This window comes from Pseudoxanthomonas sp. CCNWLY206-1 (assembly GCF_039710385.1).
Taxonomy (GTDB): domain Bacteria; phylum Pseudomonadota; class Gammaproteobacteria; order Xanthomonadales; family Xanthomonadaceae; genus Pseudoxanthomonas_A.
This window is the reverse complement of the sequence record NZ_JBDKXI010000003.1, coordinates 419,150-434,681: the sequence shown is the minus strand read 5'-3', so window position 1 is coordinate 434,681 and position 15,532 is coordinate 419,150. Positions and strand designations below refer to the sequence as shown.

Here is a 15,532-nt window from a genome sequence, read left to right as displayed (position 1 = left end):
CAGTGAAGCGTTGGTATGTCGTTCACGCCTATTCGGGCTTTGAAAAATCGGTAGCGCAGGCTCTGCGCGATCGCATCGTCCGTGACGGCATGGAAGATCGCTTCGGCGATGTGCTTGTTCCGACCGAGGAAGTGGTGGAGATGCGTTCCGGCCAGAAGCGCCGTTCCGAACGCAAGTTCTTCCCGGGCTATGTGCTGGTGCAGATCGAGACCCATGACGAAGCGGGTATTCCGCGCATGGACAACGAGAGTTGGCACCTGGTGAAGGATACGTCCAAGGTGTTGGGCTTCATTGGCGGCACTGCTGATCGCCCGCTGCCGATTCGCGATGAGGAGGCTGCCGCCATCCTTGATCGCGTGCAGGAAGGCGTAGAGAAACCCAAGCCCAAGGTGTTGTTCGAGCCGGGCGAGATGGTCCGCGTCGTCGATGGTCCGTTCAATGACTTCAATGGCGTGGTCGAAGAAGTCAATTACGAGAAGAGCCGTCTCCGTGTAGCCGTGCTCATTTTCGGCCGCTCCACTCCGGTTGAGCTGGAATTCGGGCAGGTCGAGAAAGCCTGATCCGTAGCGGGCCGGCGTGTTCAGCCGACTCCGTAAAACACTGCTATACTGCGCGGCTCCCTTCAGGCGACGCCGAGCAGGGACCATGGCCGCCTCCGGGTGGCCATTGGTGCGTTCAGAAAACGCGATGCCGGGACGCGTGATTTTCCCGGTCCGATGGGGAGCCTGATGTTCAGGCGCTAGCACCCGGAGAGTACTCAAATGGCAAAGAAAGTTGTCGGTTACATCAAGCTGCAGGTGAAGGCCGGTCAGGCCAACCCCTCGCCGCCGGTCGGTCCTGCGCTGGGTCAGCGCGGCCTGAACATCATGGAATTCTGCAAGGCGTTCAATGCTGCTACGCAGAAGCTGGAGCCGGGTCTGCCGATTCCTGTCGTCATTACCGCCTATTCGGACCGTACCTTCACCTTCATCACCAAGACGCCTCCGGCGACCATCTTGTTGAAGAAGGCGGTGGGCATCCAGTCCGGCTCCAAGCGCCCGAACACCGAAAAGGTGGGCAAGGTCACCCGCAAGCAGCTCGAGGACATCGCCAAGGCGAAAGAACCCGATCTGACGGCGGCCGACCTGGACGCTGCGGTGCGTACGATCGCGGGATCTGCCCGCAGCATGGGCCTGACGGTGGAGGGTTAATACCATGGCACAGACAAAACGACAGAAAGCCATCTTGGCCGCGGTAGCCCCGGGCAAAGCGTATTCGATCGAAGAAGCGCTGAAGATCGTCAAGAACACCCAGAAAGCAAAATTCGTCGAGTCCGTCGACGTTGCTGTGCGCTTGGGCGTGGATGCCAAGAAGTCCGACCAGCAGGTGCGCGGTTCCACCGTGCTGCCCGCCGGTACCGGCAAGTCGGTCCGCGTGGCAGTGTTCGCCCCGGCCGGCGCCAAGGCTGATGAAGCCGCCGCCGCTGGTGCCGAAGCCGTCGGCATGGACGACCTGGCCGAAAAGATGCTGGCCGGCGACATCAACTACGACGTGGTCATTGCCACGCCGGACGCAATGCGCGTGGTCGGTAAGCTGGGTACGGTGCTGGGTCCGCGCGGCCTGATGCCGAACCCGAAGGTCGGCACCGTCTCCGCCAATCCTGCCGAAGCCGTGAAGAACGCCAAGTCGGGTCAGGTGCGCTACCGCACCGACAAGGCCGGCATCATTCACTGCACCATCGGCAAGGCCAGCTTCGACGACGAAGCGCTGAAGAACAATCTGCAGGCGCTGCTGGCCGACCTGGTGAAGGCTAAGCCTTCCACCGCCAAGGGCCAGTACCTGCAGAAGATCTCGGTCAGTTCGACCATGGGTCCTGGCGTCATCGTGGACCAGTCTTCGCTGAATCTGAAGTGACGTAACGGCGCGTCCACGCAATGCGTGGACGCCTTTGCCGGAGCATCATCCCCGCGAAGGCGGGGATCCAGTGACTTGAAGCTCTGCTTCACCACTGGGAACGAAATCGCTGGGTTCGCTTTTGCAGAGCCCAGCAAAAAATTTGAGGGCAATCGCGGAAGGCTTCGGCCTAAAGCGATAGCCGTCAAAGACCGCAGGCGTGGTCAGCGCATATCGGCGACGGGCAGGGAAGCTCGCACTGGCAAGGAATCGCCGCCGATGAAAGCGAGATCGCTTAATCCAGTCTCCGTGAGGAGCAAGCCGGCGTAGATGGTGCCGCCTTCTGAAAGTTTTTCTGGTTCAACCCGTCTGGGCAGCCAGTCAGAAAGGCCACCACCGGGATGCCATCCGGCGTCCCCGGTACCCAGGATGGGTGCCGCCCAGGACCGCAAGCGGCAGGAGCCGCGAGCGGAGTTCATTTGGAGGAGTGTAATGGCTCTAAATCTGTCCCAGAAGCAAGTAGTTGTCGCCGAGCTGGCAGACGTTGCCGCCAAGGCCCACTCCTTGATTGCCGCCGAATACGCCGGCATCACGGTCGCTCAGCTGACCGCGATGCGCAAAAAGGCGCGTGAAACCGGTGTGTACTTGCGAGTTGTCAAGAACACCCTGGCGTCACGTGCCGTGGCCGGTACCGAATACGAGTGCGTCCAGGACGCGCTGGTCGGTCCGCTGCTTTACGCGTTCTCGACGGAAGAACCCGGCGCTGCCGGTCGTCTGATCAAGGAATTCGCCAAGGGCAACGACAAGCTGCAGGCGAAAGTCGTTTCGGTGGGTGGTCAGCTGTATCCGGCCAGCCATGTCGACGTGTTGGCTTCGCTGCCGACCCGTGACCAAGCACTGGCCATGTTGGCCCGCGTCTTGGCAGAACCGGCAACCATGTTCGCCCGTGCGGTCAAGGCTGTGGCCGACAAGCAGGGTGGAGGCGAGGAAGTCGCCGCCGAAGCCCCGGCCGAAGTCGCCTAAGTTTCGACATCCGAACGGTTCACTGAACCCAATCCCAGAAAATTTTCAAAGGTAATCACAATGTCTCTTACCAACGAACAGATCGTCGACGCAATCGCCGAGAAGTCCCTGATGGAAGTGATGGAGCTGGTCAAGGCCATCGAAGAAAAGTTCGGCGTTTCCGCCGCTGCCCCGGTCGCTGCCGCTGGTCCGGCCGTCGCCGCCGCCCCGGTTGAAGAGCAGACCGAATTCACCGTCGTGCTGAAGGCCGCTGGCGAGAAGAAGGTCGAAGTCATCAAGGCCGTTCGCGCCATCACCGGCCTGGGCCTGAAGGAAGCGAAGGACCTGGTTGAAGGTGCCCCGCAGGTCGTCAAGGAAGCCGTCTCGAAGGAAGACTCCGAGAAGTTCAAGAAGGACCTCGAAGCCGCTGGTGCGTCTGTCGAAGTGAAGTAAGCAATATCCGTCGCCGGCTGACATTGGCGACATACCGAGGCCGGGGGCGAAAGCCCCTGGCCTTCGGTCGTTGTTGAAATGCGGTGAAGTCGCCTCGTTCCGAGGCTGCGAAGCCGGCTGCAATCAGCCTGTAAAGCGTAAAGCGGAGCCGTTGCTCCTGTTCACCCTTCACAGCGCGAAGCGCGGCTTTGCGATTCACCTGGTTACAAAAAGACGAGTTGTCAGTTGCAAGTAGCGGGAGAAGGCGTGCTGGTGCCGGCAATACCAGCGACTTTCAACTGACGATTTATTGTTCCCCCAGGGCCGCGCGAGCGGCCCCAGATGCCAAAGGCGATTAGTCAATATGACGACATATTCGTTCACCGAAAAAAAGCGCATCCGTAAGGATTTCGGCAAGCAGCGCCAGATCCTTGAGGTCCCGTTCCTGCTGGCCATCCAGGTCGACTCGTACCGCGAGTTCCTGCAGGAGAACATCGAACCTTCCAAGCGCGCCGACCATGGTCTGCATGCCGCGCTGAAGTCCGTATTCCCCATCTCCAGCTACAGCGGCAACGCGGCGCTGGAATACGTTGGCTACAAGCTGGGCGAGCCAGTATTCGACGAGCGCGAATGCCGTAACCGCGGCCTCAGCTACGGTGCTCCGCTGCGCGTCACCGTGCGCCTGGTGATCTACGACCGCGAGTCGTCCACCAAGGCCATCAAGTACGTGAAGGAGCAAGAGGTCTATCTGGGCGAAATCCCGCTGATGACCGAGAACGGCACCTTCATCGTCAACGGCACCGAGCGCGTCATCGTTTCCCAGCTGCACCGTTCTCCGGGCGTGTTCTTCGATCACGACCGCGGCAAGACGCACAGCTCGGGCAAGCTGCTGTACAGCGCCCGCATCATTCCTTATCGCGGCTCCTGGCTGGACTTCGAGTTCGATCCGAAGGACGCCCTGTTCACGCGTATCGATCGCCGCCGCAAGCTGCCGGTGACCATCCTGTTGCGTGCCCTGGGCTACAGCAACGAAGAGATGTTGAACGAGTTCTTCGACATCAATACCTTCCACATCCTGCCCGAAGGCGTGCAGCTGGAGTTGGTCGCCGAGCGTCTGCGCGGTGAAACCCTCAACTTCGATCTGGCCGACGGCGACAAGGTCATCGTCGAAGCCGGCAAGCGCATCACTGCGCGTCACGTGAAGCAGTTGGAACAGTCGGGTATCGCCGCACTCGCCGTGCCGGACGAATACCTGGTGGGCCGGATCCTGTCGCACGACGTGATCGACGGCAACACGGGCGAACTGCTGGCTACCGCCAACGACGAAATCACCGACGAACAGCTGGCCAAGTTCCGCAAGGCCGGCGTGGACGCCGTGGGCACGCTGTGGGTCAACGATCTTGATCGCGGCCCGTACCTGTCCAACACCCTGCGCATCGACCCGACCAAGACCCAGTTGGAAGCGCTGGTCGAAATCTACCGCATGATGCGTCCGGGCGAGCCGCCGACCAAGGATGCCGCGCAGAACCTGTTCCACAACCTGTTCTTCACCTTCGAGCGCTACGACCTGTCCAACGTCGGCCGCATGAAGTTCAATCGTCGCGTGGGCCGCAAGGAAGTCACCGGTGAGCCGGTGCTGTACGACAAAAAGTATTTCGGCGCGCGCAACGACGAAGAAGCCAAGCGCATGGTCGCCGAGCTGGCCGATACCTCGGACATCCTGGAAGTCATCAAGGTGCTGACCGAGATCCGCAACGGCCGTGGCACCGTGGACGACATCGATCACCTGGGCAACCGTCGCGTGCGTTCGGTCGGCGAAATGGCCGAGAACGTATTCCGCGTGGGCCTGGTGCGCGTGGAGCGCGCGGTGAAAGAGCGCCTGTCGATGGCGGAAAGCGAAGGTCTGACTCCGCAGGAGTTGATCAACGCCAAGCCCGTCGCCGCGGCGATCAAGGAGTTCTTCGGATCCAGCCAGCTGTCGCAGTTCATGGACCAGAACAACCCGCTGTCGGAAGTGACGCACAAGCGTCGCGTCTCGGCGTTGGGCCCAGGCGGCCTGACCCGCGAGCGCGCCGGCTTCGAAGTGCGCGACGTGCATCCGACCCATTACGGCCGCGTCTGCACCATCGAAACACCTGAAGGCCCGAACATCGGCCTGATCAACTCGCTGGCCGTGTACGCGCGCACCAATGGCTATGGCTTCCTGGAAACCCCGTACCGCAAGGTCTACGACGGCGTCGTGAGCGACGAAATCGAATATCTGTCGGCGATCGAGGAAAACGAGTTCGTCATCGCCCAGGCCAATGCGCTGCACGACGCCAAGGGCAAGCTGACCGAGCAGTTCGTGCCGTGCCGCCAACAAGGCGAATCGCTGCTGAAGCCGCCGGCCGAAGTGGATTACATGGACGTCTCGCCGATGCAGACCGTGTCCATCGCGGCTGCGCTGGTGCCGTTCCTTGAGCACGATGACGCCAACCGCGCACTGATGGGCGCCAACATGCAGCGCCAGGCAGTGCCGACGCTGCGTGCGCAGAAGCCGCTGGTAGGTACCGGTATCGAACGCGCTGTGGCGCGTGACTCCGGTGTGACTGTGAATGCACGCCGTGGTGGTCTGATCGAACAGATCGACGCCGGCCGCATCGTGGTCAAGGTCAACGAGGAAGAGATCTCCGGCGAACACGATGCCGGCGTGGATATCTACTCGCTGATCAAGTACACCCGTTCCAACCAGAACACGTGTATCAACCAGACCCCGCTGGTCAACGTGGGCGACGTGGTCGCGCGCGGCGACGTGCTGGCTGACGGTCCGTCCACCGACATCGGTGAGTTGGCCCTGGGCCAGAACATGCTGATCGCGTTCATGCCATGGAACGGCTACAACTTCGAAGACTCCATCCTGCTCTCCGAGCGCGTGGTGGAAGAAGATCGCTACACGACGATCCACATCGAAGAGCTGACCTGCGTCGCACGCGATACCAAGCTGGGACCGGAGGAAATCTCCGCCGACATCCCCAACGTATCCGAGCAGGCACTGAACCGTCTGGACGAATCCGGCGTGGTGTACATCGGTGCGGAAGTGCGCGCCGGCGACATCATGGTGGGCAAGGTCACGCCGAAGGGCGAAAGCCAGCTGACCCCGGAAGAGAAGCTGCTGCGTGCGATCTTCGGCGAGAAGGCTTCCGACGTGAAGGACAGCTCGCTGCGCGTGCCCCCGGGCATGGACGGCACCGTCATCGACGTGCAGGTCTTCACCCGCGACGGTATCGAAAAGGACAAGCGTGCGCGCCAGATCGAAGAAAACGAGATCAAGCGCGTCAAGAAGGACTTCGACGACCAGTTCCGTATCCTGGAAGGCGCCATCTATGCTCGCTTGCGCTCGCAGCTGGTGGGCAAGGTGGCCAACGGTGGTCCGAACCTGAAGAAGGGCGACGTGATCAACGACGCCTACTTGGATGATTTGAAGAAGTCCGACTGGTTCACCATCCGCATGAAGGATGACGATGCCTCCGACGCCATCGAGCGCGCGCAGAAGCAGATCCAGGCGCACGAGAAGGAATTCGAGCGCCGCTTCCAGGACAAGCGCGGCAAGATCACCGCGGGTGATGACCTCGCCCCGGGCGTGCTGAAGATGGTCAAGGTCTACCTGGCGGTGAAGCGCCGCATCCAGCCGGGCGACAAGATGGCAGGTCGCCACGGCAACAAGGGTGTGGTGTCCACCATCGTGCCGGTCGAAGACATGCCGTACATGGCTAATGGCGAAACCGTCGACATCGTACTGAATCCGCTGGGCGTGCCTTCGCGTATGAACATCGGCCAGGTGCTGGAAGTCCATCTGGGCTGGGCCGCCAAGGGTCTGGGTCGCAAGATCCAGAACATGCTTGAGGCACAGGCCAAGGTCGCCGATCTACGCAAGTTCCTGCACCAGATCTACAACCACGATCTGAAGCTGGGCGAAGAACGCGTCGACCTGGGACAGTTCAGCGACGATGAATTGATCGCGCTGTCGCAGAATCTGACCGACGGCGTGCCGATGGCGACGCCGGTGTTCGATGGTGCAGCCGAGTCCGAGATCAAGTACATGCTCGAGCTCGCCGACCTTCCGATCAGCGGTCAGACCCAGTTGTATGACGGCCGCACCGGCGAGGCGTTCGATCGCCAGACCACGGTCGGCTACATGCACATGCTGAAGCTGAACCACTTGGTGGACGACAAGATGCACGCGCGTTCGACCGGTCCGTACTCCCTGGTTACCCAGCAGCCGCTGGGCGGCAAGGCGCAGTTCGGTGGCCAGCGCTTCGGCGAAATGGAAGTCTGGGCGTTGGAAGCCTACGGCGCGGCGCACACCCTGCAGGAAATGTTGACCGTCAAGTCGGACGACGTGCAGGGCCGCAACCAGATGTACAAGAACATTGTCGACGGCGAACACGAGATGGTCGCGGGCATGCCGGAATCCTTCAACGTATTGGTGAAGGAAATCCGCTCGCTGGCCATCAACATGGAACTGGAAGAAGACTGAGCGGAGCAGGGAGCCGGAAACGGTAGCCGGGAAAGCGCGAGACCGCTGCTTTCCCGCTACTGATACCGCTCCGAACTTCCCGACGCCGAACTTCCCGCCCTCGACAAAGAATTTCCTCCTGACGGAGAAACAAAATGAAAGATCTGCTCAACCTCTTCAACCAGCAGCGTCCGACGCTGGACTTCGATGCGATCAAGATCGCGTTGGCCTCGCCCGACCTGATCCGTTCGTGGTCCTTCGGCGAAGTGAAGAAGCCGGAAACCATCAACTACCGTACCTTCAAGCCCGAGCGTGATGGCCTGTTCTGTGCCGCCATCTTCGGACCGATCAAGGACTACGAGTGCCTGTGCGGCAAGTACAAGCGCATGAAGCACCGCGGCGTGGTCTGCGAAAAGTGCGGTACCGAAGTCACCCTGGCCAAGGTGCGTCGCGAGCGCATGGGCCATATCGACCTGGCTTCGCCGGTCGCCCATATCTGGTTCCTGAAGTCGCTGCCTTCGCGCATCGGCCTGATGCTGGATATGACCCTGCGCGACATCGAGCGCGTGCTGTACTTCGAAGCCTACGTCGTGACCGAGCCGGGCCTGACCGCGCTTGAGCGCCGCCAGCTGCTGACCGAAGAACAGTACATGCAGGCACGCCAGGAACATGGCGATGACTTCGACGCCGCCATGGGCGCCGAGGCAGTCTATGACCTGCTGCGTACCATCGACCTGCAGGCCGAAATGGTGCACCTGCGCGAAGAGATCGCCAGCACCAATTCGGAAACCAAGCTCAAGCGCTTGACCAAGCGCATCAAGCTGGTCGAGGCCTTCCTGGAATCCGGCAACCGTCCGGAGTGGATGGTCATGACCGTGCTGCCGGTGCTGCCGCCGGATCTGCGCCCGCTGGTGCCGCTGGATGGCGGCCGCTTCGCGACCTCCGATCTGAACGATCTGTACCGCCGCGTCATCAACCGCAACAACCGCTTGCGCCGCCTGCTGGAGCTCAATGCGCCGGACATCATCGTGCGCAACGAAAAGCGCATGCTGCAGGAATCGGTGGATGCCCTGATGGACAACGGCCGTCGCGGCCGCGCCATCACCGGCACCAACAAGCGTCCGCTGAAGTCGCTGGCCGACATGATCAAGGGCAAGCAGGGCCGCTTCCGCCAGAACCTGCTGGGCAAGCGCGTCGACTACTCGGGCCGTTCGGTCATCGTGGTCGGCCCGACCCTGCGCCTGCACGAATGCGGCCTGCCGAAGAAAATGGCACTGGAGCTGTTCAAGCCGTTCGTGTTCGCCAAGCTGCAACGCCGCGGCCTGGCCACCACCATCAAGGCCGCCAAGAAGCTGGTCGAGCGCGAAGAAGCCGAAGTCTGGGACATCCTGGAAGAGGTCATCCGCGAACACCCGGTACTGCTGAACCGTGCGCCGACCCTGCACCGTCTGGGTATCCAGGCGTTCGAGCCGGTGTTGATCGAAGGCAAGGCCATCCAGCTGCATCCGCTGGTCTGTACAGCGTTCAACGCCGACTTCGACGGTGACCAGATGGCCGTGCACGTGCCGCTCTCGCTGGAAGCCCAGCTGGAAGCGCGCGCCCTGATGATGTCCTCCAACAACATCCTGTCGCCGGCCAACGGCGAGCCGATCATCGTGCCGTCGCAGGACGTCGTGCTGGGTCTGTACTACATGACCCGCGCACTGGTGAACAAGAAGGGCGAAGGCATGGCGTTCGCCAACGTCGCCGAAGTCAAGCGCGCTTATGACAACCGTGCGGTCGAGCTGCACGCCAAGGTCAAGGTGCGCATCACCGAAACGGTGACCGACGAAGACGGCAGCAAGCGCAAGCAGACCAGCATCGTGGATACCACCATCGGCCGTGCGCTGCTGGCGGAAATCCTGCCGGAAGGCCTGCCGTTCGCGCTGGCCAACACCGAGTTGAACAAGAAGGCCATCAGCCGCCTGATCAACTCCAGTTACCGCATGCTGGGCCTGAAGGACACCGTGGTGTTCGCCGACAAGCTGATGTACACCGGCTTCGCCTACGCTACCCGCGCGGGCGTGTCGATCGGCATCGACGATATGCTGATCCCGAACGAGAAGAAGGGCATCCTGGGCGAAGCTGAGCAGGAAGTGCTGGAAATCCAGGAGCAGTACCAGTCCGGTCTGGTCACCGCCGGCGAGCGCTACAACAAAGTGGTCGACATCTGGTCGCGCACCAACGAGCGCATCGCCAAGGCGATGATGGAAACCATCGGTACCGACAAGGTGCAGAACGCCAAGGGCGAAACCATCGACCAGAAGTCGATGAACTCGCTGTACATCATGGCCGACTCCGGTGCCCGTGGTTCGCAGGCGCAGATCCGTCAGCTGGCCGGTATGCGCGGCCTGATGGCACGCCCGGATGGCTCGATCATCGAGACGCCCATCAAGGCCAACTTCCGCGAAGGCCTCAACGTGCAGGAGTACTTCAACTCCACCCACGGTGCCCGTAAGGGTCTGGCCGATACCGCGTTGAAGACGGCGAACTCGGGTTACCTGACCCGTCGCTTGGTCGACGTGGCGCAGGACGTGGTGATCACCGAGGTCGATTGCGGCACCAGTGAAGGCCTGACCATGACGCCGATCGTTGAAGGCGGCGATGTGGTCGAGCCGTTGCGCGAGCGCGTGCTGGGCCGCATCGTGGCCGAGGACGTGTTCCTGCCGGGTAACGACGAAGATCCGATCGTCACCCGCAACACGGTGCTGGATGAAGCGTGGGTGCAGAAGCTGGAAGACGCCGGTGTCCAGGCGCTGAAGGTGCGGTCCACCATCACCTGCCGCTCCGACTTCGGTGTGTGCTCCTATTGCTACGGCCGCGATCTGGCCCGAGGCCATATCGTCAATATCGGCGAAGCGGTCGGCGTCATCGCCGCGCAGTCGATCGGCGAGCCCGGCACCCAGCTGACCATGCGTACGTTCCACATCGGTGGTGCGGCTTCGCGTGCGGCGGCAGTGGACAACATCACCGTCAAGACCACCGGCTCCATCAAGTTCAACAACCTGAAGTTCGTCGAGCACGCCAACGGCCACCTGGTCGCGGTGTCGCGTTCGGGCGAACTGTCGGTGCTGGACGGCCATGGCCGTGAGCGTGAGCGCTACAAGCTGCCCTACGGCGCCACGATCAACGTCAAGGACGGCGACCAGATCACTGCCGGCCAGACCGTGGCCAACTGGGATCCGCATAACCATCCGATCGTGTCGGAAGTGGCCGGTTTTGTGCGCTTCGTCGACTTCGTCGATGGCATCACGGTCATGGAGAAGACCGACGAACTGACCGGCCTGGCGTCGCGCGAGATCACCGATCCCAAGCGTCGCGGTTCGCAGGGCAAGGACCTGCGTCCGATCGTCCGCATCGTCGACAAGAACGGCAAGGACCTCAACATCCCGGGTACCGACCTGCCGGCGCAGTATCTGCTGCCGCCGCGCTCCATCGTCAACCTGCAGGACGGCGCGCCTGTCGGCGTGGGCGACGTAGTGACCAAGGTGCCGCAGGAAGCGTCCAAGACCCGCGACATCACCGGTGGTCTGCCGCGCGTGGCTGACTTGTTCGAAGCCCGCAAGCCGAAGGATCCGGCGATCCTGGCCGAGCGTTCGGGCATCATCAGCTTCGGCAAGGACACCAAGGGCAAGCAGCGCCTGATCATCAAGGACACTGATGGCAGCGAGCACGAGGAGCTGATTCCCAAGTTCCGCCAGATCATCGTGTTCGAAGGCGAGCACGTGGCCAAGGGCGAAACCGTGGTGGATGGCGAGCCGTCGCCGCAGGATATCCTGCGCCTGCTGGGCGTGGAGCCTCTGGCTGCGTACCTGGTCAAGGAAATCCAGGACGTCTACCGCCTGCAGGGCGTGAAGATCAATGACAAGCACATCGAGGTGATCACTCGCCAGATGCTGCGCAAGGTCGAGATCACTGATCCAGGCAACACCAAGTTCCTGGCCGGCGAGCAGGCTGAGAAGCAGCGCGTCATCGAGGAGAACGCCAAGGTGCTGGCGCGCAACGAACTGCCGGCCAAGTACGATCCGGTGCTGCTGGGCATTACCAAGGCCTCGTTGGCGACCGAATCGTTCATCTCGGCAGCGTCCTTCCAGGAAACCACCCGCGTGTTGACCGAGGCGGCCGTCCGCGGCACCAAGGACAACCTGCGCGGCCTGAAGGAGAACGTGATCGTGGGCCGCCTGATTCCGGCCGGTACCGGCTTGGCGTACCACAACCAGCGCCGCCGCAACGCTTCGGGACTGACCGAAGCGGAAGTCGACGCGCTGGCCGGCAGCAGTGCCCCCGAAGCACCGGTGGCCGAGCCGGCAGGCGAGGAGTCTGGCGCCAGCTAAACCATGCAATACCGGCGGCCCGCAAGGCCGCCCCAGACCACGAAATGAGGCGCAAGGAGCGCCTCGTTTTCGGCCCAGGAAGGGCGGGATCGCAATTCATAACTGACTCCGGGTGCCGTCACATTGACGGTGATCCTGGATGCCAGCTATACTTCTCCGTCTTGGCGGGCCGGTTTCGGCCTGCCTTCGTTTTCACGCAACAAGGCTCCGGCCTTCACCAAAGAATCCACTATGGCAACCGTCAATCAGCTGGTCCGCAAGCCGCGGCAGGCACCTACGTACAAGAGTCAGTCCCCGGCGTTGGACAAATGTCCGCAGCGTCGTGGCGTCTGCACGCGCGTCTACACCACTACGCCCAAGAAGCCGAACTCGGCGCTGCGTAAAGTGGCCAAGGTGCGCTTGACCAACCAGGAAGAGATCATCAGCTACATCGGCGGTGAAGGCCACAACCTGCAGGAGCACTCCGTGGTGCTGGTGCGCGGCGGCCGCGTCAAGGATCTGCCGGGCGTGCGCTACCACACTGTCCGCGGCTCGCTGGACGCCTCCGGCGTCGCCAAGCGTCGCCAGGGTCGCTCCAAGTACGGCGCCAAGCGTCCGAAGGCTTAAGGAATAGAACATGTCGCGTAAAGGCTCAACCCCCCAGCGTGAAGTCCTGCCGGATCCCAAGCACGGCAGCCAGACCATCGCCCGTTTCATCAATATGGTCATGCTCAGCGGCAAGAAGTCCGTCGCCGAGAAGATCGTGTACGGCGCCATGGATGTCATCGGCGAAAAGAATCCCAACGCTTTGGAGCTGGTCGAGAAGGCGTTGGACAACGTCTCGCCGACGGTCGAAGTGAAGTCGCGTCGCGTCGGCGGTGCCACTTATCAGGTGCCGGTCGAAGTGCGCACCACGCGTCGTTTGGCGCTGGCGATGCGTTGGTTGATCGAATCCGCGCGCAAGCGTGGCGAGAACTCCATGCCGCGCAAGCTGGCGGCCGAATTGTTGGACGCTTCGGAAAACCGCGGCGGCGCCATCAAGAAGCGTGAAGAGACCCACCGCATGGCGGAAGCGAACAAAGCGTTCGCGCACTATCGCTGGTAATTGCCTGGCCCCTTGCTTTTAGGGGCCTCTGGCACCATCTAGGTGCCCTTGCGGCAACAATCGCCGCACGATGAACCCGAAGGCCGCCGCAGGGCGGCATTCGGCCATGTGAAAATCGCGATTCCTTCGCAAGTCCGTGCGTAACCGCGCGGAGCTTTCCAAACTGAAAAGAGAGACTGTCGTGGCTCGCACCACTCCTATCGAGCGTTACCGCAACTTCGGCATCATGGCTCACATCGACGCCGGCAAGACCACTACGTCCGAGCGCATCCTGTTCTATACCGGCGTCAGCCATAAGATCGGCGAAGTGCACGATGGTGCCGCTACGATGGACTGGATGGAGCAGGAGCAGGAGCGTGGCATCACCATCACCTCCGCCGCGACCACCGCGTTCTGGAGCGGCATGGACAAGTCGCTGCCGCAGCATCGCTTCAACATCATCGACACCCCCGGGCACGTCGACTTCACCATCGAAGTGGAGCGCTCACTGCGCGTGCTCGATGGTGCGGTATTCGTGCTCTGCGCCGTGGGCGGCGTGCAGCCGCAGTCCGAGACCGTTTGGCGCCAAGCCAACAAGTACTCCGTGCCGCGCCTCGCCTTCGTCAACAAGATGGACCGTACCGGTGCCAACTTCGACAAGGTCGTTGAGCAGCTGAAGAGCCGCCTGGGCGCCTACGCGGTGCCGATGCAGGTGCCGATCGGCGCCGAAGACGGTTTCGAAGGCGTGATCGATCTGCTCAAGATGAAGGCGATCCATTGGGATACCGCCTCGCAGGGTACTGTCTTCGAATATCGCGAAATCCCGGCTGAGCTGGCTGACAAGGCAGCGGAAGCGCGCGCGTTCATGGTCGAGGCTGCGGCTGAAGCCAACGAAACGTTGATGGACAAGTACCTCAACGAAGGCGAGCTGTCGGAAGCCGAAATCATCGCTGGCTTGCGCGAGCGCACTCTGAAAGTGGAAGTCATCCCCGTTTACTGCGGCACCGCGTTCAAGAACAAGGGCGTGCAGGCCATGCTGGACGGCGTGATCCAGTTGCTGCCGTCTCCGACCGATCGTCCGCCGGTGCAGGGTCTGGACGAGAACGACAAGGAAGATACCCGCAAGGCAGGCGACAACGAGCCGTTCTCGGCCTTGGCGTTCAAGATCATGACGGATCCGTTCGTCGGTTCGCTGACCTTCTTCCGTGTCTATTCGGGCGTGCTCAACTCCGGCGACGCGGTGTACAACCCGGTCAAGTCGAAGAAGGAGCGCGTGGGCCGCATCCTGCAGATGCACTCCAACAATCGCGAAGAGATCAAGGAAGTGCGTGCGGGCGATATCGCCGCGGCGGTGGGTCTGAAGGACGTTACCACCGGCGACACGCTGTGCGCGCAGGACCACATCATCACGCTGGAGCGCATGGTGTTTCCGGAACCCGTCATCTCGATGGCGGTGGAGCCGAAGACCAAGTCCGACCAGGAAAAGATGGGCATGGCCCTGGGTCGCCTGGCGCAGGAAGATCCCTCGTTCCGCGTGCGTACCGACGAAGAATCCGGTCAGACCATCATCGCCGGCATGGGCGAGCTGCACCTGGAAATCATCGTTGACCGCATGAAGCGCGAGTTCAACGTGGAAGCCAACGTCGGCAAGCCGCAGGTGGCCTACCGCGAAACCATTCGCAAGGCGGTCAAGCAGGAAGGCAAGTTCGTGCGCCAGTCGGGCGGTCGTGGTCAGTACGGCCACATCGTCATCGAAATGTCGCCGGCCGAACGCGGTGCGGGCTTCAGCTACGAAAGCGCGATTGTGGGTGGCGTGGTTCCGAAGGAATACGTCACCGCGGCGGGCAAGGGCATCGAAGAAGCCCTGAAGAACGGCGTGATCGCCGGCTTCCCGGTAGTTGACGTGGCCATCAAGGCGGTCGACGGTTCGTTCCACGACGTCGACTCCAATGAAATGGCGTTCAAGGTGGCGGGCTCGATGGCTTTCAAGGAAGCCTTCAGCAAGGCCAGTCCGGTGCTGTTGGAACCGATGATGAAAATCGAAATCGTCACCCCGGAGGAATACCTGGGCGACGTAATGGGCGACGTGAGTCGTCGTCGCGGCATTCTGCAGGGACAGGAAGACAGCCCGTCCGGCAAGGTGATCAGCGCAATGGTGCCGCTGGGCGAGATGTTCGGCTACGCCACCACGCTGCGTTCGATGTCGCAGGGTCGCGCTACCTTCTCGATGGAATTCGACCATTACGCAGAAGCACCCGCGAATATCGCCGAAGCAGTGATCAAGAAGTCTTGATC

Annotated in this window: 10 protein-coding genes; all 10 read left to right on the top strand. The window is 61.9% G+C overall.

What is annotated here, in order from left to right; genetic code table 11:
- The first annotated feature begins 2 nt into the window (after positions 1 to 2).
- The 10 genes from nusG to fusA all read left to right on the top strand — a co-directional run bounded on the left by nusG (position 3) and on the right by fusA (position 15,530).
- A complete protein-coding gene (gene nusG, locus AADW18_RS09630; protein WP_337343151.1) occupies positions 3 to 560 on the top strand; it encodes a transcription termination/antitermination protein NusG in 558 nt (185 codons plus the stop codon).
- A gap of 201 nt (positions 561 to 761) precedes the next feature.
- Positions 762 to 1,190, top strand: a complete 429-nt coding sequence (rplK, locus tag AADW18_RS09625; protein ID WP_337343150.1) for a 50S ribosomal protein L11 — start codon at positions 762 to 764, stop codon at positions 1,188 to 1,190.
- Positions 1,191 to 1,194: 4 nt separating this feature from the next.
- Positions 1,195 to 1,893 carry a 50S ribosomal protein L1 gene (rplA, locus tag AADW18_RS09620; protein ID WP_337343149.1) on the top strand — a complete coding sequence of 233 codons (699 nt, stop codon included), beginning with the start codon at positions 1,195 to 1,197 and terminating at the stop codon, positions 1,891 to 1,893.
- Positions 1,894 to 2,364: 471 nt separating this feature from the next.
- Entirely contained in the window at positions 2,365 to 2,895 is a 531-nt protein-coding gene (gene rplJ / locus AADW18_RS09615; RefSeq protein WP_337343148.1) for a 50S ribosomal protein L10, read from the top strand.
- A gap of 60 nt (positions 2,896 to 2,955) precedes the next feature.
- Complete coding sequence (gene rplL, locus AADW18_RS09610; RefSeq protein ID WP_337343147.1) at positions 2,956 to 3,327, top strand: 50S ribosomal protein L7/L12; 372 nt, start codon at positions 2,956 to 2,958, stop codon at positions 3,325 to 3,327.
- Positions 3,328 to 3,670: 343 nt separating this feature from the next.
- Positions 3,671 to 7,822, top strand: coding sequence for a DNA-directed RNA polymerase subunit beta (gene rpoB, locus AADW18_RS09605; RefSeq protein WP_337343146.1), 4,152 nt, complete (start codon positions 3,671 to 3,673; stop codon positions 7,820 to 7,822).
- Positions 7,823 to 7,956: 134 nt separating this feature from the next.
- Entirely contained in the window at positions 7,957 to 12,174 is a 4,218-nt protein-coding gene (gene rpoC, locus AADW18_RS09600) for a DNA-directed RNA polymerase subunit beta' (RefSeq protein WP_337343145.1), read from the top strand.
- Between the two features lie 231 nt (positions 12,175 to 12,405).
- On the top strand, positions 12,406 to 12,780 hold the full coding sequence (gene rpsL, locus AADW18_RS09595; protein WP_267793401.1) for a 30S ribosomal protein S12: 375 nt from the start codon (positions 12,406 to 12,408) through the stop codon (positions 12,778 to 12,780).
- A 10-nt stretch (positions 12,781 to 12,790) separates the two neighbouring features.
- Positions 12,791 to 13,258, top strand: a complete 468-nt coding sequence (gene rpsG, locus AADW18_RS09590) for a 30S ribosomal protein S7 (RefSeq protein ID WP_337343144.1) — start codon at positions 12,791 to 12,793, stop codon at positions 13,256 to 13,258.
- Between the two features lie 181 nt (positions 13,259 to 13,439).
- Positions 13,440 to 15,530 carry an elongation factor G gene (gene fusA / locus AADW18_RS09585; RefSeq protein ID WP_337343143.1) on the top strand — a complete coding sequence of 697 codons (2,091 nt, stop codon included), beginning with the start codon at positions 13,440 to 13,442 and terminating at the stop codon, positions 15,528 to 15,530.
- The last annotated feature ends 2 nt before the right edge of the window (positions 15,531 to 15,532 follow it).

What these genes read in the sequence shown, in the direction of transcription:
- rplK (WP_337343150.1), top strand. Translation starts at nt 762, where the DNA reads ATGGCAAAGAAAGTTGTCGGTTACATCAAGCTGCAGGTGAAGGCCGGT.
- rplA (WP_337343149.1), top strand. Translation starts at nt 1,195, where the DNA reads ATGGCACAGACAAAACGACAGAAAGCCATCTTGGCCGCGGTAGCCCCG.
- rplJ (WP_337343148.1), top strand. Translation starts at nt 2,365, where the DNA reads ATGGCTCTAAATCTGTCCCAGAAGCAAGTAGTTGTCGCCGAGCTGGCA.
- rplL (WP_337343147.1), top strand. Translation starts at nt 2,956, where the DNA reads ATGTCTCTTACCAACGAACAGATCGTCGACGCAATCGCCGAGAAGTCC.
- rpoB (WP_337343146.1), top strand. Translation starts at nt 3,671, where the DNA reads ATGACGACATATTCGTTCACCGAAAAAAAGCGCATCCGTAAGGATTTC.
- rpoC (WP_337343145.1), top strand. Translation starts at nt 7,957, where the DNA reads ATGAAAGATCTGCTCAACCTCTTCAACCAGCAGCGTCCGACGCTGGAC.
- rpsL (WP_267793401.1), top strand. Translation starts at nt 12,406, where the DNA reads ATGGCAACCGTCAATCAGCTGGTCCGCAAGCCGCGGCAGGCACCTACG.
- rpsG (WP_337343144.1), top strand. Translation starts at nt 12,791, where the DNA reads ATGTCGCGTAAAGGCTCAACCCCCCAGCGTGAAGTCCTGCCGGATCCC.